The organism is Geobacter sulfurreducens PCA (assembly GCF_000007985.2).
Classification (GTDB): Bacteria; Desulfobacterota; Desulfuromonadia; order Geobacterales; family Geobacteraceae; genus Geobacter; species Geobacter sulfurreducens.
Genome location: NC_002939.5, coordinates 3,721,450 through 3,743,221, shown reverse-complemented (window position 1 = coordinate 3,743,221; position 21,772 = coordinate 3,721,450). Strand labels below are relative to the sequence as shown.

Genomic DNA, 21,772 nt, shown 5'->3' with positions numbered 1-21,772 from the left:
GGCCTTGCCGAGCCGGGAGGGAGTGGGGATCATCCCCGTCCGAACCGCCGGTAGAGCGACGGCAGGACTACCATGTTCAGCACCGTGGAACTCAGCAGCCCGCCGAGAATGACAATGGCAAGCGGCGAGAGAATCTCGTTCCCCGGCTTGTGGGCGGCCACGGCAAAGGGAATGAGCGCCAGCCCGGCGGCCAGGGCCGTCATGACCACCGGCCGGAGCCGCTCCCGGGATCCGCGGTCGACCGCCTCTGCCAGCTGCAGCCCCTCCACCATCAGGTGTCGGTAGTGCGATACCAGAAGAATCCCGTTGCGGACCGCGATGCCGAACAGGGTGATGAAGCCGACGAGGGTTGAGACGTTGATGACCCCGCCGGTGATGAAGACCGCCAGTATCCCGCCGATGAATGCGAGCGGCAGGTTGACCATGACGATTCCCACGTCGCGGAATGAGCGGAACTCCAGGTAGAGGACCAGCCCTATAAAGAGGAACGACACCAGGGAGAGGAGCCCGATCATACGGGTCGCCTCGGCTTCGCTCTCGAACTGGCCGCCGTATTCGATGAAGTACCCTTCCGGAAGCTTCACGCCCGCCTCGATCCGCCCCCGCGCCTCCTCGAAGACGCTCCTCAGGTCGCGCCCGGACACATTGGCCTGGACCACGATCTTGCGCTGGACGTTTTCCCGGCTGATGGCGTTGGGCCCCTTGGCGCTGGTTACCTGGGCAACGGCGGCGAGGGGAACCTTCACCCCGTCCGGCGCATCCACCAGAATGCCGGCCACGGATATCCCCGCCGCCCGTGCTTCATCGGGGAAGCGGACCATGACCTCGTAGGTCCGGTCCTTCTCCAGGGTCCTCGTCACCACGGTGCCGGCGGTGGCGGTCTCCACCGCTTCGGCAACGGCTGACACGGAGAGATTGTACCGGGCCATGGCCTCGCGATCGGGGATCACCCGTAGCTGTGGCACGTCAACCTGCTGCTCCACCGACAGATCTTCCAGCCCCGGCACCCCGGCGATGGTTCGCTGGATATCCTGGGCGACGCTCCGGAGCCGGAAGAGTTCCGGCCCGTAGATCTTGATGGCGATATTGGCGGCGGTGCCCGACATCATGTGATCGATCCGATGGCTGATGGGCTGGCCGAAGGAGACGATCGTGCCGGGAATTCCGCCGGTCAGGTGGCGCAATTCGCCGATGACCTCTTCCAGGGTGCGCCCTTTCAGGTCCAGCTGGGCCTCGATCTCCGAGGCGTTGGGGGGCTTGCCGTGTTCGTCCAGATCTCCCCGGCCGGTGCGGCGGGCCGTGAGGGTCACGTTGGGGTGTCCCTTCACCAGCGTTTCCACCCGGGCGGCGATGTCCACCGACTGCTCCAGGGACGTGCCGGGGGGGGTGGCAAGCGTGATGGTGAGCGATCCTTCGTTGAAGGGCGGCAGGAATGAGCGGCCGGCCAGGGACAGGGGGACGAGGGAGAGGATGAAGGCCGCTGCCGCGAGCCCCATGACCAGGTTCTGCCGGGTGAGCGCGAGGTTGAGGACCGGCCCGTAGGCGTTCTGAAGCCAGGTGAAGACCCGGCCCTCGTCGTGGCGATCGAGAAAACGCGCCCGGGGGAGGAGGTAGGAGCAGAGGGCCGGGGTGACGGTGAGGGCCACCAGGAGCGAAGCACCGATGGAAACCATGTAGGAGATCCCCAGGGGTTTCAGGAGCCGGCCCTCTACGCCGGAGAGGAAGAAGAGGGGGAGGAACACCAGGACGATGATGAGGGTGGCGTTGACGATGGAAGAACGAATCTCCTTGGAAGCATCGAAGATCACCTTGCCGGCGGGCTCCCGCCGGGCTTCGGGCTTGGCGCCGTTCTCCCGCAGCCGCCGGTAGACGTTCTCCACGTCGATGATGGCATCGTCCACGATGACGCCGATGGCGATGGCCATTCCCCCCAGGGTCATGGTGTTGATGGAGATGTCGAAGAGCCGCAGGGTGAAGATGGCGAAGATGAGCGACAAGGGCATGGCCACGATGGAAATGAAGGTGGTGCGCATGCTTCCCAGAAACAGGAAGATGATGGCCACCACCAGCACCGCCCCCTCCACCAGGACCTTGCGGATGTTGTCCATAGCCCGCTGGATGAAATCGGACTGGCGGAAGATGTCACCCCGCAGCTCCATGCCGGCGGGGAGACCTTTGCGGATCTCGGCCAGCTTTCCGTCGAGCAGTCCCGTCAGGGTCAGGGTGTTGGTTTCCGGGTGCTTGGCCACGGAGATGAGAATCCCCGGCTTGGTATCGACGCTGGCATCTCCCACCCTCACGGCCGAACCCACGGCCACGCGGGCAATATCCCGCACCAGAACCGGGATGCCGTTGCGAGTCGAGACAACAACCCGTCCCAAGTCATCGGCGGTCTGGTAGCGTCCCACGCCGCGGATCAGGTAGTCCTGGCCGCCGCTCTTCATGATGCCGGCGGCGAAGTTCTCGTTGTTCCCCCGAACCGCTTCCAGGACCTCGCCTACCGAAATCCCGAATGAGGCGAGTCCTAGCGGGTCCAGTTCCACTTGGTACTGCCGCTTTTCGCCCCCCAGGACCACTACCTGGGAGACGCCGGGGACTGCCAGAAGCCGGCGCCGGACAGCGAAATCGGCTGTCTCCTTCAACTCCATGGGGCTGTGGCGGTCGCTGGTGAGGCCGATGTACATCACCTCCCCCATGATGGAGGAGATGGGGGTGAGGGTCGGCATCACCCCGGCCGGGAGCGATGCGGCTAGGCCCTGCATTTTTTCGTTCACCACCTGGCGGGCCCGGTAGATGTCGGTGCCCCAGGTAAATTCAACCCAGACGGTGGAGAGGCCGGCAACCGTGTAGGATCGAACCCGACGCACCCCGGTGGCGCCGTTCACGGCGCTTTCGACCGGCATGGTCACCAGGGTTTCCAGCTCCTCGGGGGCCATCCCTTGGGCTTCTGTCATGATGGTGACGGTCGGCGCCGTCAGGTCGGGCAGGACGTCCACCGGCATCCTGAGGGCCACGAGGGTCCCCACCACCAGGATGAGGGCCGACAGGACCACCACGATGAGGCGGTTTTCTATGGATAAGCGGATTATACGATCAAGCATGGCGGCGCCCCCTTAGTGGCCGTGACCGGCATGGGGGTCGGCGGTAGCCCCGCCCTGGGAAGCGAGCTTCACGTAGTAGCCCCCCTTCACCACCAGCCGGTCATGCTCGTCGAGCCCCGATACGATCTGGATCATCCCCTGGTCTTCGGTTCCGATCTGCACCTCCCGGCGGTCAAAGGTGATTCCCGAGATCTGGACGAAGGCGAACCAGCGACCTTCGTCCTCGAAGAGGGCCTCTTTCGGTACGGCCAGGACACCTTTGGCCGTACCGGTCCGGATGGTGACCCGGGCGAACATACCTGCCTTGAGGTTGCCGCTGCGGTTTTCCACGGCGAAGACCAGCGGGAGAGTCCGGGTCTGGGGATCCACCACCGTCCCGTCGGAGACGAGGCCGCTGGTGTGGAATTCTCCCGGCAGTCCCGTTACGGTGAAGGTAGTCCCAGCGGCCGCGGGGCGTCCAACCTTGCCCAGGTCCGTTGCCGGGAGGTTCACCCGGAGCCAGAGCCGGCCGGTATCCACGATGCGGACCAGGGTCTGGCCAGGGGCTACCCCGCTGCCGTTCACGGCAGGGACCTCGACCACGGTGCCCGAGACCGGCGCGCGCACGGTAATCCGTCCGCCGCTCCCCCCCTGAACGCTCTTCATGGCAGTCTCCAGGGGTGTTGCGACGGCGCGGGCCGCCTCCAGGGACGCCTCGGCCTCCTCAAGCCGCTTGCGGGCGGCAATCTTTCCCTCCACCAGCCGCTTGGCCCGATCGTACTCGGCCTGGGCCAGGGTGAGACGGCTCATGGCCTGGGCATGGTCGGCGGCCAGCTGGGTCATGCCTCCGCCAAGGCTTGCCGGAGGATCGATCACCGCGATCACCTCGCCCTTTGCCACCCGCTTGCCGGGGAAGGGAAGGGCGCGGGTCGGGGAGACGACCCCTGCCAGGGGAGCGGCCACTACCGCCTCGGCCGTGGCCACCGGCACCAGTTCGCCGACCGCCGTGAGGCCACTGGCCATATCCATTCGTCTCGGCTCGGCCACGCCGAAGGCCACGGCCCACTGCTGCTCCTTGGTCAGGGTGATGGCGCCGACGGCTCCCGAGGCGGCGTGTGCATGGGCTTTGCCGGTTTCGTCGTGCGCCTGCTCTCCCTCATGGTCGTCATGGCTGTCGTGTCCGCCATGCCCGGCATGCTCATCGTGGTCGTCATGTTCGGCATGGGCGGGCTCTTTTCCTCCGCCCTGCTTCGTCTCCGCGGCGTGGTCCCCGTGGTCGTCGCGGTCGTGGGGAGTTCCCTCCTTCCGGTCACTCGCGGCCGTCTCCTTGTGCTCGCCCTCGCCGTGGTCATGTCCTTCCCCAACCAGGAGAGAGGGGAGTTCGATCTGTTCCCCCTGGGAGCCGCCGATCACCACCGTTAGCCGGTAGGCGCCTTTGGCGGGGAAGGTTGCTTCGGCCCGATAGAGTCCCGGCTTGGTCCCTTTGGCGGCCACCGTCAGAGGGGTTCCCGCGGGCGGGGTTATGACCAGGTGCACCTCCGATGACGCCAGGGGCTTCCAGTCGGCCGTGCGGGTCAGATAGATGAGGAGCGTCGCCCCTTTGCCCGGTTCAAGCTCGGGATGCTCCAGAAAGACCTCTGTCCGGTCCGACCAGGCGGTCATCTGCACCGGCCCGTGGCCGGCCTCGCCGCCGGCTTCCCGGCTGCCGTTTCCCTTGCTGCAGGCGACCAGCAGCGTCATGGCCAGCAGCGCCAGGATTCCGTATGTTATCGTGCGTATCATGCTCACTGGGTACCTCCTGTTGTCAGTTCGTCAAGGGGCGCGCCCACGGCTGCCTCCAGGCGGGCACGGGCCGTCTGCCGGGCATGGACGGCCGCCAGGTATGACCCGTGGACCGCCACGTATTTTTTCTGCTCCTCGATAACCGCGAGAATGTCTATTTCCCCCAGTCCGTAGGCCTCCTGAACCAGGGCGAGGTTCTCCTTGAGCCGTGGAAGGATATCCTTCGCGTAGAGGCGGAGGACCTCCTCCGCTGCGGCCATTCGGGCATACTCCGCCGCCACCTCCCGCTCCAGCGCGGTGCGGGCGGCGATGAGCCGGGCCTCGGTTCCCCCGCGGCGGGCACCGGCCTCGCGGATGCCGGCCTGGTTGCGATCAAAGAGGGGGAGCGGCAGGGAGAGCCTTACCCCCACGATGGTGTCACGGGTTTTTTCCTCGTCGGTGCCGATGGCGTCGGTGCTCCGCTCATGGGCCACGAAGAGTCCCACTGTCAGGTTCGGTACCCCCTCGGACCGGGCAAGGCTCACCTCTACCTCGCCCCTGGCCTGTTCGGCGGTCAGTGCCTTGAGGTCGGGACGGTGTTCCCGGGCCTTGGTTGCCAGGCCGGCAACCAGGGCGGTAACGGGCTGTTCGTCGGGCGGCGCAACAACGGCCGCCTCAGTGCCGGGGTCAAGACCCATGAGGGTTGAGAGCCGAGAGCGGACCGGCACGATCTCCCGTTCCGCCGCCATCCGCTCGCTGTCGCTGCGCGCCGCCTCGACCCGGGCCAGGTTGACCTCCAGCTCAGGAATGTCGCCCGCAGCGAAACGCTCCTGCGTCAGGGTCAGCAGGCGGCTGCCCAGCTCCGCGGCCTGCTTTGCCAGATCGACCCGTTGCTGGGCCAGCAGAAGATCGGCATACGCCGTCTTCACTTCCAGGGCAGTGAGACGTTCCCGATCCGCCAACCACCAGCGGACCGCCTCGACGTCCCGCTCCGCGGCTTCCAGTCGTTTGGCCCGCTTGCCGCCAAGCAGCACTTCCTGGGAAATTGCCAGTTCCATGCTGTTTTCGTTGCTGCTGCCGGTGAGGGCACCGGTGGCTCCTTCCAGCTCCAGGACCGGATTGGGGTAAAGCCCGGCCCGGACGGTGCCGGCTTGGGCGGCCTCGTGTCCGCTCCGCGCCGCCTTGAGCTCACCGTTGTTGCTGAGAGCGTGCTCAACGGCCTCGGTAAGGGTGAAGATTCTGGTGTCGGCGCCGGCATTGCCCGCCGACGCACCGGTGACGGCAAGAAACAACAAGGCCGCCACCGGCAGGGAAACTGCTCGATTCACGGCAGTACCTCCTTGTGGTGTATCTGAATGGCTAGTCTGTGAGGGATTACGGGCTGTACGGCGAACTCCACCGCCGGAGGGAGACGCACGTCTCCCTCCACGGCAGGTCGGCTGGTGCCGTTACAGGATCAGACGGGATTCTGCAGGGGGTACGAACTTGGACAGGTAGACGTCGGGGGGGGGGACGCGGTGTTCGGAAAAGGAAAGGACGTGGATGGACGGGGCATAGCTCAGGCTCAGCCCGTCCCCGGCAAGAGGCGCCTGGCAGGGGCAGGAAAGGCAACTCTGGCAGTGATCTCCGTCGCTGTGACCTTCTTCATCGGGGCAACACGGAGCCTCGTCCCCAGCAGTGGGGGCAACGGTGTCAGCAGCAGCGTGGGTGGGGTGGTGGTCCGCGCCAAGACAGACGGCTCCTCCCAGTGCGACGGATACCATCAGCAAAAGGAGAAGCAGGGCAATACCTTTTCTCTGGAGCGGGAGAACCATGGAGAACACTTGAGAACACTTTCGTGCAGGTAAATGTAGATAGAACTATAAAAAAATGGAAGGATGGCTGTCAACAACCCTGTGCGAAGTCTCTCGGTCAGGAGATATGGCGCTCCTCCATCCGCGTGTTGAAGCGCCGCACGTGCTCCCTGGCCAACTCTTCGGCCCGTTTCCCGTCCCGGGCGGCGACAGCCGCGAACAAATCCTTCAAGTCCTGGTAGTTCTGGCGCAGCACCGTTTCCTCCATGGGCAGGTAGCGCTCGTAGTAGGTATGGATGTTGTGATAGACGGTTTCGAGCACCGTGATGAAGAGAGGGTTGTCGGTCATCTCGGCCAGGGCCAGGTGAAACTCCTCGTCGGTCCGGATGAAGGCATCCCAGTGGGGCTCCCCCTGCTCCAGGTACTCACCGGCCGTGCTCAACAGCTCCTGCAGCCGGCTTGTCTGCTCGGAGGTTGCCCGGTTTGCGGCCAACGCGGCCACGATGCCTTCGACGCCCTCGCGGAATTCGGCCAGCTTCGCCAGTGGCACCTTCTGGTAGCGGATGAGCAGCGCCAGGCTCTCGCTCACCTGCTCGGTGGATACCCCCTTGATCACCGATCCCCCGGCCACGCCGGTCCGGATCTCGATGAGCCCCTTCTGTTCCAGGACGCGGAGCGCCTCCCGGAGGGTACCCCTGCTTACATTGAACTCTTCCTGGAGCTTTCGCTCTGCCGGAAGCTGGTCCCCCTCCTTGAGCCTCCCTTCCACGATCGCTTCCTGTATCTGATCCACCACGTCTTGAAAGATCCGGTTTTGCTTGGCCTTGCGAAACATCTGGGTTGCTCCTTCCGTTGCACCGTAGCAATGCAGGATTACAATGGTTATACCCATGCCGGCTTGTTGAACAGCCGGCGCGGTCTACGTCGTCGGCCCGGCTTTGCCGGCATGTTCAGACTGCCAGTTATAGCACCCTGCCGTATTTTTTCAAAGAATAGCATAGTGTGAAGGATAATACTAATGGTTTAACCATTGACATCAAGATGGTGGCAGTGGTACTGTTTGCAGTAGGTAACTCGACACCATGGGCTATCCGCCTCATATGAACCAACGAAGGAGTGAGCCATGCTAAACAGTGAGCTGAACACGAAGATCGTTAACCGCGGCAAGGAGTTTTTCGGCAGCATTTCCGGCGAGAAGCCCTCCCTCTTCAACAAGGGGGCCTGGATGGGCAAGGCCATGGACTGGAGCATGCAGAACGAGCAGTTCAAGATCCAGATGTTCCGGTTTGTGGACGTGTTCCCCTCGCTGACCACCAGTAAGCTCCTGACGGAGCATATTCGCGAATATTTCGGCAACGAGCAGGATATGCCCGCGTTCATGTCCACGGGGGCCAAGGTGGCGGGGATGCTCGGTTCCTTCGGCGGGGCCGTGCTGAACAAGGTGCTCACCTCCAATATCGAGGAGATGGCCCGCCAGTTCATCGTGGGCGAGACCACCAAGGAGGCGGTGAAAAACCTGGAGAAGCTCCGCAAGGACGGCTTCGCCGCGGTGGTTGACGTGCTCGGCGAGGCGACCCTTTCCGAAGAGGAAGCAGAAGTCTACACGAACACCTACCTGGAGCTGCTGGAGGCCCTGAAGAAAGAGCAGGGGAGCTGGAAAGGCCTGCCCGGCAAGGGAGGCGACCCTGGCTTGGACTGGGGGCATGCCCCCAAGGTGAACATTGCGGTGAAGCCCACGGCCCTCTTCTGCCTGGCCAATCCCCAGGACTTCGAGGGGTCGGTGGTGGCCATCCTTGACCGGATGCGCCGCATCTTCAAGAAGGTAATGGAGCTGAATGGCTTCCTCTGCATCGATATGGAATCGTACCGCCACAAGGAGATCATCCTGGAGGTCTTCCGGCGCCTGAAACTGGAGTACCGCGACTATCCCCACCTGGGAATCGTGCTCCAGGCTTACCTGAAGGATAACGACAAGGACCTGGATGACCTTCTGGCCTGGGCGAAGGAGCACAAGGTTCAGATATCCGTCCGTCTCGTGAAGGGTGCCTACTGGGACTACGAAACGGTCAAGGCGAAGCAGAACGATTGGGAAGTCCCGGTCTGGACCATCAAGGCGGAGAGCGACGCGGCCTACGAGCGCCAGGCGCGGAAGATCCTGGAAAACCACCAGATCTGCCACTTTGCCTGCGCCTCCCACAATATCCGGACCATATCGGCGGTCATGGAGATGGCGCGGGAACTGAATGTGCCGGAGGATCGTTATGAATTCCAGGTTCTCTACGGCATGGCCGAACCGGTGCGCAAGGGGATTCTGAAGGTGGCGGGACGCATCCGCCTCTATGCACCCTACGGCAACATGGTTCCGGGGATGGGGTACCTGGTGCGTCGGCTCCTGGAGAACACCGCCAATGAATCGTTCCTGCGCCAGAGCTTTGCCGAGGACGCCCAGATCGAGCGCCTGCTGGAAGACCCGGCTGTCACGGTCGAGCGGGAACGGGCCGCCCGCGCCGCAAAGCCGAAGAAGGAGCGGAAAGGCCTCGGCGGGCTTCCCCCGTTCAACAACGAGGCCATGGTGGACTTCACCCGGGCTGATCACCGGGCTGCCTTCCCGAAGCACATCGCCCAGGTGCGGACCCAGTTGGGCAAGACCTATCCCCTGTTCATAAACGGGAAAGAGGTCCGGACCAACGACCTCATCCCCACCGTGAACCCCAACAAGCCCTCTGAGGTCCTGGGCCAGATCTGCCAGGCAGGCACCACGGAGGTGGGCGACGCCATCGCTGCCGCCAAGGCAGCCTTCCCGGCATGGCGCGACACCGATCCCCGGACCAGGGCCGAATATCTCCTGAAGGCGGCCCAGGCCGCCCGCAAGCGACTCTTCGAACTCTCGGCCTGGCAGGTCCTGGAGATCGGCAAGCAGTGGGATCAGGCCTATGCCGACGTGACCGAGGCCATCGACTTCCTGGAATACTATGCCCGTGAGATGATCCGGCTGGGCCAGCCCCAGCGGGTGGGCCACGCCCCGGGCGAACTGAACCATTACTTCTACGAGCCCAAAGGGGTGGCCGCGGTCATCGCACCCTGGAACTTCCCCCTGGCCATCAGCATGGGCATGGCGTCGGCAGCCATCGTCACCGGCAACTGCGTGGTCTTCAAGCCGTCGGGGATCACCTCGATCATCGGCTGGCACTTGGTGGAGCTGTTCCGCGAGGCGGGCCTCCCCGAAGGGGTCTTTAACTTCACGCCGGGTCGCGGCTCGGTCATGGGCGACTACCTGGTGGATCACCCGGACATCAGCCTGATCGCCTTCACCGGCTCCATGGAGACCGGCCTGCGGATCATCGAGCGTGCCGCCAAGGTCCATCCGGGCCAGGCCAACGTGAAGAAGATCATCTCCGAGATGGGCGGCAAGAACGCCATTATCATCGACGACGACGCCGACCTCGACGAGGCGGTGCCCCATGTCCTCTACTCGGCCTTCGGCTTCCAGGGGCAGAAATGCTCCGCCTGTTCCCGGGTCATCGTGCTGGATGCAGTTTATGATAAATTCATCGAGCGGCTCGTTTCCATGGCCAAGGCCACCAAGGTGGGCCCCTCCGAGGATCCGGCCAACTACATGGGTGCCGTGGCCGACGACAAGGCCATGAAGAGCATCAAGGAGTACGCGGAGATCGGCAAGCGGGAAGGGCATGTTCTCTATGAGAGCCCGGTGCCGGCCGGTGAGGGGTATTTCGTCCCCATGACCATCATTGGCGGCATAAAGCCCGAGCACCGTATCGCCCAGGAGGAGATCTTCGGACCGGTTCTTGCGGTTATGCGGGCCAAGGACTTCGACCAGGCCATCGAATGGGCCAACTCCACGCAGTTTGCCCTCACCGGCGGTATCTTCAGCCGCAGCCCCGAACACCTGGCCAAGGCCCGCCGGGAGTTCCGGGTGGGGAACCTCTACATCAACCGGAACAACACCGGTGCCTTGGTGGAGCGGCAGCCCTTCGGCGGCGCCCGCATGTCCGGGGTCGGCACCAAGGCCGGCGGTCCCGACTACCTCCTCCACTTCATGGACCCGCGGGTGGTCACTGAGAACACCATGCGGCGCGGTTTCGCTCCTATCGAGGAGGACGACGACTGGGTCGATTAGAAGAGCTTGCCAACGGGGGGGCGGGAGAAATCCTGCCCCCCCCGTTTTTTGTGAAATCATACTAACTTTTCAGAATATCAACATAAACCCCATCGAAAAGCTTGCACAATCTTTAGTCAGTGTGGTATACAGGTCTGACCTGTCGACGGTTTGACCGTTCAGGGGGGACTCCCCCGCACTCGCAGTTCGTTTCACCAATCCCAATAATACGTCATCGCTACACCCCGGCGCAGAGAGGAACCGCATGCTCCTGCAGCAGCTCATCAACGGGATCGCCCTCGGCAGCACCTATGCGCTCATCGCCTTGGGCTACACCATGGTCTACGGCATCATCGCCCTCATCAACTTCGCCCATGGAGAAATATTCATGGCGGGCGCGTTCGTGGGCCTGCTGATGGTAGCCGTGTTCAAGATGAACATCTTCGTGGCCATGATCCTTGCCATGGCAACCTGCATGGTCATGGGGGTGGTCATCGAGTTGATCGCCTACCGGCCCCTCAGGAAGTCGTCGCGGCTGTCGGCGCTCATCTCGGCCATCGGCGTCTCCATCTTCCTCTCGACTCTGGCACTCATGATCTTCGGTGCCGACGCCAAGGGTTTCCCCGACACCGCCTTCCCGGTCCGGCAGGTGAAGGTCCTTGGGGCCGAGATCTCGACCCTCCAACTCCTCATCATCGGCGTTTCGGCCCTCCTCATGCTCGGCCTCGAGTTCATCGTCCAGAAAACCAAGATCGGCAAGGCCATGCGCGCCACCTCCGAAGACTACAACACGGCAGCCCTCATGGGGATCAACGTGAACCGCGTGATCTCCTTCACCTTTGCCCTCGGATCCTCCCTGGCGGCTGCCGGCGGGGTGCTGGTGGGGCTCCTGTTCAACGCGGTAAGCTTCAACATGGGGCTCATGGCAGGGCTCAAGGCTTTCTCGGCCGCAGTCCTCGGCGGGATCGGCTCCATTCCCGGCGCCATGCTCGGCGGGCTGCTCCTGGGCGTGGCTGAGGTCATGGGGGTAGCTGCCGGGTATTCGTCCTACCGCGATGCCATCGCCTTCGCGATACTTGTCCTGGTCCTCCTGGTAAAGCCCACGGGCCTGCTGGGGCAGAAAATTCAGAAAAAGGTGTAACGAGCGTATGGGAGAGTCCCTGCAGAGTATCGTCAACCTGGTTGACCCATATACCCTCCAGATCCTGGTGAACATCGGGATCGCCATTGTCCTGGCCCTGGGACTCAACGTCATTACCGGCATCACCGGCCAGCTCTCACTGGGGCACGCGGCGTTCATGAGTATCGGCGCCTTCACCAGTGCCGTGATAACCCTGCGCACGGGGCTTCCCTTCAGCGCCAATCTCCTCCTCTCCGGACTGATAACCGCCTTTGTCGGCGCAGCCATCGGCTATCCCATTCTCCGGCTCACCGGCGACTATCTGGCCATCTGTACCCTCGGTTTCGCCGAGATCGTCAAGGTTGTCTTTCTTAATCTCGACATCACCAACAAGGCCTTGGGGTTGTCGGTTCCCCCGGCCCGGTCGCCGATCCCGATGCCGATCATCGTCTGGGTGGTGGCAATACTCTCGATCATCTTCGTCTGCTTCATGAAGGAGTCACGCTTCGGCCGGGCGCTGAAGGCGATCCGCGACGACGAGATCGCCGCCGAGGCAATGGGGATCAACATCGCCCGCTACAAGGTCCAATCCTTTGCCGTCGGCTCATTTCTGGCCGGGGTGGGGGGATGCCTGTACGCTCATTTTCTCAGTTACATCAATCCATCAGACTTCGGCTTCCTCAAGTCGGTCGACATCCTGAGCATGGTCGTTCTCGGAGGGCTCGGCAGCATTGCCGGCACCGTCTTCGGCGCGTCCATCCTGGCGGCGGCCCCGGAGTTCCTTCGCTTCATGTCCCAGTACCGGATGCTCGTCTACGGTGGATTGCTCGTCTTCCTCATGGTATTCCGCCCCAACGGCCTGCTCGGCGGAATCAACTTCACCGACCTGGTGCTGCGGGCCATCGGCCGCAAGCCCGCTACGGCGGAAGTCAATGAACGGCACAGAAAATAAACGGATTGGCGAGGTTCCATGTCGCTTCTGAAACTCGATAACGTAACCATCCGCTTCGGCGGTCTGGTGGCCGTCGACAGCGTCAACCTGACGGTGGAGCAGGGGGAGATCCTGGCGCTCATCGGTCCCAACGGCGCCGGCAAGAGCACCCTGTTCAACCTCATTACCGGTATCTATACGCCGACGGCGGGGAGCATTGCCTTCAAGGGTGAGACCATCAGCGGCCGGAAGACGTACCGCATCGCCGCCGCCGGCATCGGCCGCACCTTTCAGAATATCCGGCTGTTCCCCGAGCTGTCGGTTCTGGAGAACGTCCTGATCGGCGCCCACACCCGCGGGAAATGGGACCTGACCGGTTCCATCCTGAAGCTGGCCCCCTGGGTGCGGCGCGAAGAGGGCGAACTCGCCGAATGGGCCATTGAATGCCTCAAACAGGTCGACCTGGCGCATCGGGCCTATGAACCTTCCACGAGCCTTCCCTATGGCGAACAGCGTCGCCTGGAGATCGCGCGTGCTCTGGCAATCAAGCCCGACCTGATCCTGCTGGACGAGCCGGCCGCTGGCATGAACCCTCAGGAAAAGCAGGTCCTGCTGGAGATGGTGCGGAAGATCCGCGCCACCGGCATCACGGTCTTCCTCGTGGAGCACGACATGAAGTTTGTCATGGGGCTGTCCGACCGGATCGCCGTGCTCGATTACGGCGTCAAGATCGCCGAGGGAAAACCCGAAGAAATCCGGGCCAACCCGCAGGTCATCGAGGCGTACCTCGGCAAGGCGGCCGTCCACTAGTTCCGCCCCCGCTTGAAGCACACTAACCGCGACAAGGATGGCGTATGCTCGTCGTTGAAAACCTTTCCGTCAACTATGGGGCCATCAAGGCTCTCGTCAATGTTTCCTGCCGGGTCGATCAAGGCGAGATCGTCGCCCTGATCGGCGCCAACGGTGCCGGCAAGACCACCATTCTGAACACTATTTCCAGCATTGTGCCGGCGGCGGCCGGCCGGGTCCTGTTCGAGGGTGAAGACATCACCAAAACCGCCCCCCACGAGATCGTCAAGAGGGGTGTGTGTCAGGTGCCCGAGGGACGTCGCGTCTTCTCCAAGATGAGTGTGCTGGAGAACCTGGAAATGGGTGCCTATATCCGGTCCGACAAGAAGGGCATCGCCCAGGAGATGGAACGGATTTTCCACCTCTTCCCCCGCCTGGCAGAACGGAAGAAGCAATTGGCCAAAACCCTTTCCGGTGGTGAGCAGCAGATGCTCGCCATGGGGCGGGCGCTCATGTCCCAGCCCCGGCTCCTGCTTCTGGACGAACCCTCCATGGGGCTCGCGCCGATGCTCGTGGAAAAGATCTTCGAGATCATCGGCGAGATCAACGGGACCGGTACCACCATCATGCTTGTGGAGCAGAACGCGCACATGGCCCTTTCCATCGCTCACCGGGCCTATGTTCTGGAGACCGGCCAGATTGTCCTCGAAGGGCCGGCCAGGGAGCTTGCTGAAAACCCCGAGGTACGAAAGGCGTACCTGGGAGAGTAGGGATTCGTGTGACAACGACACCCCAGAGCAGACCGATCATAAACCCCTACCTGGCAGTCCTGGTGGGGGTTTTTGCCGTTTCGTTCTCCGCGCTCTTCGTGCGTCTCACCACGGCCCCTCCCCTCATCATCGCCACCTACCGACTCCTGTTTACTTTTCTGCTGCTGGCGCCGGCCACGGCGGCTTCCCGCTTCAGCGGAGTGCGCTCCATGTCGCGCCGGGAAATCGCTCTCTCGGCAGCCAGTGGCGTGTTTCTCGCCCTCCACTTCGTTACCTGGTTCACCTCCCTTTTTTACACCAGCGTGGCCAGCTCGGTCGTCATCGTTACCATGCAGCCGGTTTTCGTGGTGGTCGGCGCGTGGCTCTTCTTCCGCGAGAAAGTACCTCGGCTGGCCTTGCTGGGAGGAGTGGTGGCCCTGTGCGGCAGCATCGTCATCGGCGCAGGTGATTTCCAGCTGGGTATGCGTGCCTTTGTGGGAGATCTCCTCGCCCTGGCCGCCGCGGTCTTTGTCTCAGGCTATCTCCTCATCGGCAGAAAGCTTCGGGGGAACGTGGAGTTGTCGGGCTATACCTTCGTCACCTATGGCGCTTCCTCTCTTGTTCTCGTCTCCGCCAGTTTCCTTAGCCGGACGCCGTGCCATCCCTATCCCCCCCTCGACTGGCTGTTGTTTTTTGCCCTTGCCGCGGTCTGCACCGTACTCGGGCACACAGTTTTCAACTGGGTCCTGCGCTATGTGCAGGCGTCGGTGGTATCTGTGAGCATCCTCGGTGAGCCCATCGGGGCCATCGTCTGGGCCTCCCTGTTCCTCGGCGAGAGTCCCACGCTCCGGCAGGTTGCCGGCGGTTCCCTGATCTTTGCGGGACTCTACATATTCACGCGGGTTTCGGCCCGGAACACGGTGGGACGCCGCCCGTAGCCGGCGGCATAGCGCTTTCCGGAGGCATTCATGAAACTGGTCGGTTTTCTGTGTGCCGTTGCAATCATCCTGCTTCCCTTCCACTCGCCGGGAGCAGACTCCCGTGACGCCGAGCTTACGTTCGTGGCCGGCGAGGTGTTCGTCAAGTACGAGGACGTGGAGGAGTGGGTTGCGGCCGACAGGGGGATGCCGCTGGCCGAGGGCGATCAGCTCTGGGTTGCCGAAGGAGGGCGGGTGGAGGTGTCGCTTCGCAATGGCGGGGCGATCCGCCTGGACGAGTTTTCGGTTGTGGACGTCCTTGTGCTGGATCGGGACAATGCCCAGTTTTTCATGGTCGCCGGCGATCTCTATGGTGTGTACCCCAGCGGCAAGCCCGAGATGGAGGTGGAAACCCCTTTCGGGTCCCTCCAGCCCCGGGCACGGACTACTTTTCGTGTAGCATTGGCCGACGAAGGTGACGCGGTCCAAGTGGACGTTCTGAAGGGGAACGTTCTGGCTGAAACGGCCGGCGGCACGACACGGATCGAAGGGGGTACATCCTGGTATCTGGAGGAGGGCTCCACTGAACTGACCCCACTTGATCCCCCCGACGAATGGGACGAGTGGAATCTTGAACGGAGCCGGCCAGCCGGCCCGAAAGACCACGGCCAGCGCATGTGACGATGCGGGCTGAGGGGTGGTTGCAGTCGGCGGAGCACCAGGCCGCGGCGACCCGCGAGAGGCCAGCAGCCCTACGGCAGATCCGGTTCCCGGGCTTGTTCCTGAACAGCGGCGCCGGCGCCGTTCCCCAGTTGCCTCAACCAGCCATGGCCGGAGACAAGGATGATGCCGGTCAGGACGAGCAGCGCGCCGGCGAGAAACCCGCGCTCAAGCGGCTCGTTCAGAAGCCAGGCCCCCAGCGCTACCCCGAAGAGCGGCGTCATGAACGAGAGAACCCCGAGCCGCGACGCGACGTAGTGGCGCAGCAGCCAGAACCAGACCAGGAAGCTGGCGAATGATACGATCAGTGTCTGAAAGATGAGGCATGCCCAGCCTAGGCGTGTCGGGTTGAAATATGTCTGGTCGAGGACTGCCGCAGCTGGCAGCAGCAGGATGAAGGCCCCCAGGAGCTGGAACAGGAGCGTTTGGGTCGCAGAGCAGGCGGCCAGGCGCGAGGTGCGGATCACGACCGTTGTCATGCCCCACGCCATCCCGGCGGCAAGCCCCAGGACGTCTCCCCAGATGACGCTCGCCACCGACAGTGAGGCCGTGTGCCCGCCCCGACCGTAAAAGCTCACCACAATCCCGCCGAACGCCAATGCAATCCCGAACCACTGGACCGGCCTCAGCCGCTCGGAGCGGAGCTTCAGGTGGAGTCCAATGGCAGCGAACACGGGCGCGGTGTACAGGAAAATTACCATGTGAGACGCCGTCGTGTGCCGCAGCCCCTCTCCGACCAGCAGATATTCCAGGGCAAACAGGAATCCGACCGCTAACCCGGGCCGCCACATCCCCCCTGCCAGTGACAACCGCTCTCCCCGGACAGCCATCATGATGCCGACCAGCAGCGCCGATATCCCGGAGCGAATGGCTATTTGCATCAAGGGTGCTATTTCGGCCGACGTTGCCTTCAATGCCACCTGCTGAAGTCCCCAGGTCAGGCAGAGAATGATCATCAGGGTGACGGCCAACCCGTCCAGTGCTTTGCGTGAGTCCATACAGCTCCTCGTGGTAGCGAATCCGCAAAAAAGTATATCCTTTGGCTGAAACTATGGATATAGTGAAATTATGCCAATAGATGACGTTTACTTGCCACTGCCGTCCGCAACAGTTCCGGTTGATCAAGGGAGCAGAGCAATGCCTTCGAACTCTGTCCGCACGCAGACCCCGCCATTCACCAATGAGCTGCCCGCGCCGATCTTCTTCCGGTCAGCTACCGTGCCGGCCCATGCCTCATATCCCCGGCACCGGCACCCTTGGGGTGAATTCGTCTACTCCTTCAGCGGCGTCATGGAGGTTAAAATTGCCGGCCACCACTACCTGGCTCCACCCCACTACGGGATCTGGCTGCCTCCGGATGTCGAGCATGTGGGGCTCAATCGCCATGAAGCATGCCACTGCTCCCTCTATGTGGAGCGCGGTTTGTGCAGCACTCTCCCTGCCGCTGTCTGCGCGGTCACCGTCCGGCCGCTCATGCGGTCGATCCTCGATCACCTGCGACAGTATCCGCCGGGGCTGTCGACGACGGACGAAGAGGCCCGCCTCATGCGGGTCCTTGTCGACCAACTGGCGGCAGCGGAGCGTGCCGGCTCCTATCTCCCCACCTCCGACGATCCGGTCCTCGGTCCCATCCTTCGGGCGATGGAAGAGCATCCGGGCGACAACCGACCTCTGTCAGAACTCGTCAGCCTGGCCGGTTCTACGGAGCGTACGGTCATGCGCCGGTGTCAGCGGGAGCTCGGCATGTCGTTTGCGGAATGGAGACAGCGACTGCGAGTCGTAAAGGCAATGTCGCTGCTCGAAGAGGGAATGACGGTTCAGGCGATTGCGGCGTATTTCGGCTACGGGAGCGCGTCGGCCTTCATTGCTATGTTCCGGCGTGTCGTGGGGCTAACGCCGGCGGAATACCGAAAGAGCGGGAGGGGGGAAGCGGTTTTCGGACGGGGCGGCTGTTGCGACAAGGGCACTTGACGTCGAAGCGGCTCGACCGCCTAATGGCATGGGGCTGCAACGCACGTCAGTGGGCGGCTGTGCAATGGAAAAGAAAATGGCCGATCATCATGAGACGATCGGCCATGGTTAGTATGGCTCCCCAACCCGGACTCGAACCAGGGACATGGTGGTTAACAGCCACCCGCTCTACCGACTGAGCTATTGGGGAATGTATGAGCCTCGTGATCTTTTGGTCACGAGTTGTTTCATCCCGTCGCGTTGACGCTCAAGGATGAAAAGCGAAGGCCTTTGTACCACACGCTCAGCGACGATGTCAATAAAAATGACGCGCTCACTTGCCGGAGGGGGCAGTGTCGCGGGCGTGGGGATGGGGCGGCCTCGGGGTGCCTGGTCGGGCAAGCGGCAGCAGTTACAACACAGGGCTTTGATAATTCCATTCCCAATCAGTCATCAATAATGGTATAAGGTACGTAGTTTGTGAGCCACAGAAGTCACCTTCTGTGGCTTTTATTTGCTACGTCGATGGAGCATTGCGTGAAATTTCTCAATTCGTTCGTACCGTCCCGCGTTTTCCCTCCCCAGGTGTGTTTTGTCGTTGTTGCCGTTCTTCTTGGACTCTCAGGCTGTGCTGATACCGACAAGCCGGTGCCCCAGGCGTCTTCTCCGAAGGACGCAGCCGTAAAGACCGAGACTTACAGCAGCGCCGTCCTTCCAGCCCCGGCCCCGGCGTTCACGCCGGCAAGCAGTGCCCGGGCTGCGACACCCGCCGTCAAGTACACAGCTGGCGAAGATCCCGACTTCGCCCGTCAGTGCGGGTGGCCGGTGAAGTGCCCGCCGACCCTGCCCGGTGCCATTCTTCCATCGAAAAGGATAGTTGCCTACTATGGCAACCCACTCTCCAAGCGGATGGGAGCCCTGGGGGCCTATCCGAAGGATGAGATGCTTCAGCGTCTCAAGTCCGAGGTGGCGGCGTGGCAGAAAGCGGACCCGTCGCTGCCGGTGCAGCCGGCACTCCACCTGATCGCCGTCGTGGCGCAGGGGGAGCCGGGCAAGGACGGCAAATACCGGATGGTCATGCCGGATGCGATAGTTAACCAGGTGTACGGTTGGGCCCGGGAAGCCAATGCCATTCTGTTCATCGACATCCAGACCGGCCATGATGACATCCGGACGGTGCTGCCGCGTTTCGAGTGGATTTTGAAGAACCCGGACGTTCACCTGGGAATCGATCCGGAATTCAATCTGATCTCCAGCAAGGCCAAACCCGGCAAGAAGATCGGAACCTATGACGCGGCTGATATCAACTATGCGTCCGGCTATCTCAAAGATCTGGTGACCAAGTACAATCTGCCCCCTAAGGTCCTGACGGTCCATCGGTTCACGCGCAACGGGGTTACCAATTCCAAGAAGATCGTCCTGCGCCCCGAGGTGCAGATCGTGATGCACATGGACGGTTGGGGTGCGCCCTGGCTCAAGCGCGATTCCTACAAAGATTACATTGTTTCCGAGCCGGTCCAGTACACTGGCTTCAAGCTGTTCTATCACAACGACACCAAGAAGGGGCATCCCCTGCTCACCCCCCGGGAGGTGCTCAGGCTGCACCCCCAGCCGATTTATATCCAGTACCAGTAACACGCCCCTTTGGCGGACAGGGCAGCCGTCGTTGCTGGTCGCCTGTGAGGCTGAAAGACGAAAAAAGGAGGAGCCGGATGATCCCGGCTCCTCCTTTTTCGTGTGCCCGAAAGCGGAGTGGTGCCGCTACTCGTTCCACCCTTCCGGATGAACGTCGCCGATCTGCTCCCAGTGCTCGGGCGAGCGCCAGAGGCTGGAGAGGATCAGTTCGCGCATGTGGAGGAACTCCTTGGGGAGCCGGTCAAAGAGCTTGACGAACAGCTCTTCGTGGGAGATGAGCTCGTTCTGCCAGACGTCGCGGTCCACCGAGGTCAGCTCGTTGAACTTTTCGCGCGGCATGTCCAGACCGTCCCAGTCCATATCCTCGTAGCGGGGCATCCAGCCCAGAGGTGATTCAACGGCGCCTGCTTTGCCCTGTACCCGCTCCACGATCCACTTGAGGACCCTCATGTTGTCCCCGTAGCCGGGCCAGATGAACTTGCCGTTGGCGTCCTTGCGGAACCAGTTGACGCTGAAGATCCGCGGCGGACGCGGGATGGAACGGCCGAATTGCAGCCAGTGGCCGAAGTAATCGGCCATATGGTAGCCGCAGAACGGCAGCATGGCAAAAGGATCGCGGCGGACGTTGCCCACGGCGCCCACGGCAGCGGCGGTGGTTTCAGAGCCGAGCGTCGCGGCCAGGTAGACGCCATTGCTCCAGTTGAATGCCTGATAGACCAGCGGCACGGTGTCTTTGCGGCGCCCGCCGAAGATGAAGGCGCTCATGGGCACCCCTTTGGGGTTCTCCCAGTCCGGGTCGATGGAGGGGCACTGGCTGGCCGGCGAGGTGAAGCGGGCATTGGGATGGGCTGCCGGACGACCGCAGTCGGGGGTCCAGGGGTTCCCCTGCCAGTCGGTGAGTTGGGCGGGGGGCTCGTCAGTCATCCCCTCCCACCAGACATCGTCATCGGGGGTAAGGGCCACGTTGGTGAAGATGGTGTTGGCGGAGCAAGAGGCCATGGCATTGGGGTTGGTCTTGACGTTGGTGCCGGGGGCGACCCCGAAGTAGCCGTATTCGGGGTTGATGGCGTACACCTGGCCGTCGGGTCCCGGCTTGATCCAGGCGATGTCGTCGCCGATGGTGGTTACTTTCCACCCCTTATCCTGCAGCGGTTTGGGCGGGATCAGCATGGCGAAGTTGGTTTTGCCGCAGGCGCTGGGGAAGGCCGCGCCGACGTAAGTTTTATCACCGGTGGGGGACTCGACGCCGAGAATCAGCATGTGCTCGGCCAGCCATCCCTCGTCCTTGCCCTGCTTGGAGGCAATCCGGAGAGCCAGGCACTTTTTGCCGAGAAGGGCGTTGCCGCCGTAGCCGCTACCGAAGGACCAGATGGAGCGCTCCTCCGGGAAGTGAACGATGTACTTTTCCTTGTTGCAGGGCCAGGTGCTGTCCTTCTGGCCCTGCTCCAGGGGGGCTCCCACCGAGTGGAGGCACGGCACGAATTCGCCTTGTTCGCCGAGGATATCAAGGACCTTTTTCCCCATTCTGGTCATGATTCGCATGTTGACTACGACGTAGGGGGAGTCGGTTATTTCAACGCCGATCTTGGCAATGGGGGAGCCGAGGGGACCCATGCTGAAGGGGATGACATACATGGTCCGTCCCTTCATGCACCCTTTAAAGAGGCCCAGAAGCTTCTCCTTCATCTCCTTGGGGTTCATCCAGTTGTTCGTGGGGCCCGCATCCTGCTTGGAGAGGCTGCAGATAAACGTACGGTCCTCGACCCGCGCCACGTCGATGGGATCAGACCACGCCAGGTAGCTATTGGGACGCTTTTCCGGATTAAGCTTCCTGAAAGTGCCGTTTTGCACCAGCAGTTCGCAGAGTTCGTCGTACTCCTCCTGGGAACCGTCGCACCAGTGGATGCGGTCCGGCTCGCAGAGGATCGCCACCTCTTCGACCCACTTCAGAAGCTTTTCGTTGTTCGGAAGTTCATAACTCATTCCTCTTCCCTCCCCTGTCTAAATGTGTACTTAAGTCCCACGAACACCTTTGTTCGTTATTCGTGAGTGAACCGACGAGAACGGCGTTATCACCTGCCCTGAAGCCGTGGGCGGGCACAAATTTTAATGTCAGCGAAAAAAGCATACGTTATTATCGGCAGAATAAAATAACAGTTTGGAGCGAAAATGTAACCCCTTAATATCCATAATTATCATTTTTATCCCCG

The 21,772-nt window shown here is 62.4% G+C and carries 16 protein-coding genes and 1 tRNA gene; 10 read left to right on the top strand and 7 right to left on the bottom strand.

Annotated features, from left to right (window positions below):
- Positions 1 to 29 precede the first annotated feature (29 nt).
- The 3 genes from GS_RS17035 to GS_RS17025 are packed head-to-tail and all read right to left on the bottom strand — an operon-like array spanning position 30 to position 6,169.
- Positions 30 to 3,101, bottom strand: a complete 3,072-nt coding sequence (locus tag GS_RS17035; protein ID WP_010944011.1) for an efflux RND transporter permease subunit — start codon at positions 3,099 to 3,101, stop codon at positions 30 to 32.
- Between the two features lie 12 nt (positions 3,102 to 3,113).
- A complete protein-coding gene (locus GS_RS17030) occupies positions 3,114 to 4,862 on the bottom strand; it encodes an efflux RND transporter periplasmic adaptor subunit (RefSeq protein ID WP_235044931.1) in 1,749 nt (582 codons plus the stop codon).
- A 2-nt stretch (positions 4,863 to 4,864) separates the two neighbouring features.
- Positions 4,865 to 6,169 (bottom strand): TolC family protein, encoded by a 1,305-nt coding sequence (locus GS_RS17025; RefSeq protein WP_010944009.1) that lies wholly within the window; start codon positions 6,167 to 6,169, stop codon positions 4,865 to 4,867.
- Positions 6,170 to 6,358: 189 nt separating this feature from the next.
- Between GS_RS17025 and GS_RS17490 the strand changes: the two genes are divergently transcribed.
- Positions 6,359 to 6,688, top strand: a complete 330-nt coding sequence (locus GS_RS17490; RefSeq protein ID WP_200858942.1) for a hypothetical protein — start codon at positions 6,359 to 6,361, stop codon at positions 6,686 to 6,688.
- A 64-nt stretch (positions 6,689 to 6,752) separates the two neighbouring features.
- Here GS_RS17490 and GS_RS17015 read toward each other — a convergent pair whose 3' ends face one another.
- Entirely contained in the window at positions 6,753 to 7,469 is a 717-nt protein-coding gene (locus GS_RS17015) for a FadR/GntR family transcriptional regulator (protein ID WP_010944007.1), read from the bottom strand.
- A gap of 288 nt (positions 7,470 to 7,757) precedes the next feature.
- Here GS_RS17015 and pruA point away from each other — a divergent pair, with 288 nt between their 5' ends.
- The 7 genes from pruA to GS_RS16980 all read left to right on the top strand — a co-directional run bounded on the left by pruA (position 7,758) and on the right by GS_RS16980 (position 15,938).
- Complete coding sequence (gene pruA, locus GS_RS17010; protein ID WP_010944006.1) at positions 7,758 to 10,772, top strand: L-glutamate gamma-semialdehyde dehydrogenase; 3,015 nt, start codon at positions 7,758 to 7,760, stop codon at positions 10,770 to 10,772.
- Positions 10,773 to 11,016: 244 nt separating this feature from the next.
- Positions 11,017 to 11,892, top strand: coding sequence for a branched-chain amino acid ABC transporter permease (locus tag GS_RS17005; RefSeq protein ID WP_010944005.1), 876 nt, complete (start codon positions 11,017 to 11,019; stop codon positions 11,890 to 11,892).
- A gap of 7 nt (positions 11,893 to 11,899) precedes the next feature.
- A complete protein-coding gene (locus GS_RS17000; protein WP_010944004.1) occupies positions 11,900 to 12,823 on the top strand; it encodes a branched-chain amino acid ABC transporter permease in 924 nt (307 codons plus the stop codon).
- An 18-nt stretch (positions 12,824 to 12,841) separates the two neighbouring features.
- On the top strand, positions 12,842 to 13,612 hold the full coding sequence (locus tag GS_RS16995; RefSeq protein WP_010944003.1) for an ABC transporter ATP-binding protein: 771 nt from the start codon (positions 12,842 to 12,844) through the stop codon (positions 13,610 to 13,612).
- A gap of 44 nt (positions 13,613 to 13,656) precedes the next feature.
- Entirely contained in the window at positions 13,657 to 14,361 is a 705-nt protein-coding gene (locus GS_RS16990) for an ABC transporter ATP-binding protein (protein ID WP_010944002.1), read from the top strand.
- Between the two features lie 8 nt (positions 14,362 to 14,369).
- Positions 14,370 to 15,278 (top strand): DMT family transporter, encoded by a 909-nt coding sequence (locus GS_RS16985; RefSeq protein ID WP_010944001.1) that lies wholly within the window; start codon positions 14,370 to 14,372, stop codon positions 15,276 to 15,278.
- 30 nt (positions 15,279 to 15,308) lie between these two features.
- On the top strand, positions 15,309 to 15,938 hold the full coding sequence (locus GS_RS16980; protein WP_010944000.1) for a FecR family protein: 630 nt from the start codon (positions 15,309 to 15,311) through the stop codon (positions 15,936 to 15,938).
- 71 nt (positions 15,939 to 16,009) lie between these two features.
- On the opposite strand, the gene GS_RS16975 is transcribed toward GS_RS16980, so the two are convergent.
- Entirely contained in the window at positions 16,010 to 16,975 is a 966-nt protein-coding gene (locus GS_RS16975) for a DMT family transporter (protein WP_010943999.1), read from the bottom strand.
- A 139-nt stretch (positions 16,976 to 17,114) separates the two neighbouring features.
- Here GS_RS16975 and GS_RS16970 point away from each other — a divergent pair, with 139 nt between their 5' ends.
- On the top strand, positions 17,115 to 17,948 hold the full coding sequence (locus GS_RS16970; protein ID WP_010943998.1) for an AraC family transcriptional regulator: 834 nt from the start codon (positions 17,115 to 17,117) through the stop codon (positions 17,946 to 17,948).
- 114 nt (positions 17,949 to 18,062) lie between these two features.
- Here GS_RS16970 and GS_RS16965 read toward each other — a convergent pair.
- Positions 18,063 to 18,138 (bottom strand) — tRNA-Asn (locus tag GS_RS16965).
- 326 nt (positions 18,139 to 18,464) lie between these two features.
- Between GS_RS16965 and GS_RS16960 the strand changes: the two genes are divergently transcribed.
- A complete protein-coding gene (locus tag GS_RS16960) occupies positions 18,465 to 19,562 on the top strand; it encodes a lipoprotein (protein WP_010943997.1) in 1,098 nt (365 codons plus the stop codon).
- Positions 19,563 to 19,688: 126 nt separating this feature from the next.
- Here GS_RS16960 and GS_RS16955 read toward each other — a convergent pair whose 3' ends face one another.
- Positions 19,689 to 21,545 (bottom strand): phosphoenolpyruvate carboxykinase (GTP), encoded by a 1,857-nt coding sequence (locus GS_RS16955; RefSeq protein WP_010943996.1) that lies wholly within the window; start codon positions 21,543 to 21,545, stop codon positions 19,689 to 19,691.
- Positions 21,546 to 21,772 lie beyond the last annotated feature (227 nt).

Bases quoted from the DNA above. Each gene is read 5' to 3' on its own strand.
- GS_RS17035 (WP_010944011.1), bottom strand. From the start codon at position 3,101: ATGCTTGATCGTATAATCCGCTTATCCATAGAAAACCGCCTCATCGTG.
- GS_RS17030 (WP_235044931.1), bottom strand. From the start codon at position 4,862: ATGATACGCACGATAACATACGGAATCCTGGCGCTGCTGGCCATGACG.
- GS_RS17015 (WP_010944007.1), bottom strand. From the start codon at position 7,469: ATGTTTCGCAAGGCCAAGCAAAACCGGATCTTTCAAGACGTGGTGGAT.
- pruA (WP_010944006.1), top strand. From the start codon at position 7,758: ATGCTAAACAGTGAGCTGAACACGAAGATCGTTAACCGCGGCAAGGAG.
- GS_RS17005 (WP_010944005.1), top strand. From the start codon at position 11,017: ATGCTCCTGCAGCAGCTCATCAACGGGATCGCCCTCGGCAGCACCTAT.
- GS_RS17000 (WP_010944004.1), top strand. From the start codon at position 11,900: ATGGGAGAGTCCCTGCAGAGTATCGTCAACCTGGTTGACCCATATACC.
- GS_RS16995 (WP_010944003.1), top strand. From the start codon at position 12,842: ATGTCGCTTCTGAAACTCGATAACGTAACCATCCGCTTCGGCGGTCTG.
- GS_RS16990 (WP_010944002.1), top strand. From the start codon at position 13,657: ATGCTCGTCGTTGAAAACCTTTCCGTCAACTATGGGGCCATCAAGGCT.
- GS_RS16980 (WP_010944000.1), top strand. From the start codon at position 15,309: ATGAAACTGGTCGGTTTTCTGTGTGCCGTTGCAATCATCCTGCTTCCC.
- GS_RS16975 (WP_010943999.1), bottom strand. From the start codon at position 16,975: ATGGACTCACGCAAAGCACTGGACGGGTTGGCCGTCACCCTGATGATC.
- GS_RS16970 (WP_010943998.1), top strand. From the start codon at position 17,115: ATGCCTTCGAACTCTGTCCGCACGCAGACCCCGCCATTCACCAATGAG.
- GS_RS16955 (WP_010943996.1), bottom strand. From the start codon at position 21,545: ATGAGTTATGAACTTCCGAACAACGAAAAGCTTCTGAAGTGGGTCGAA.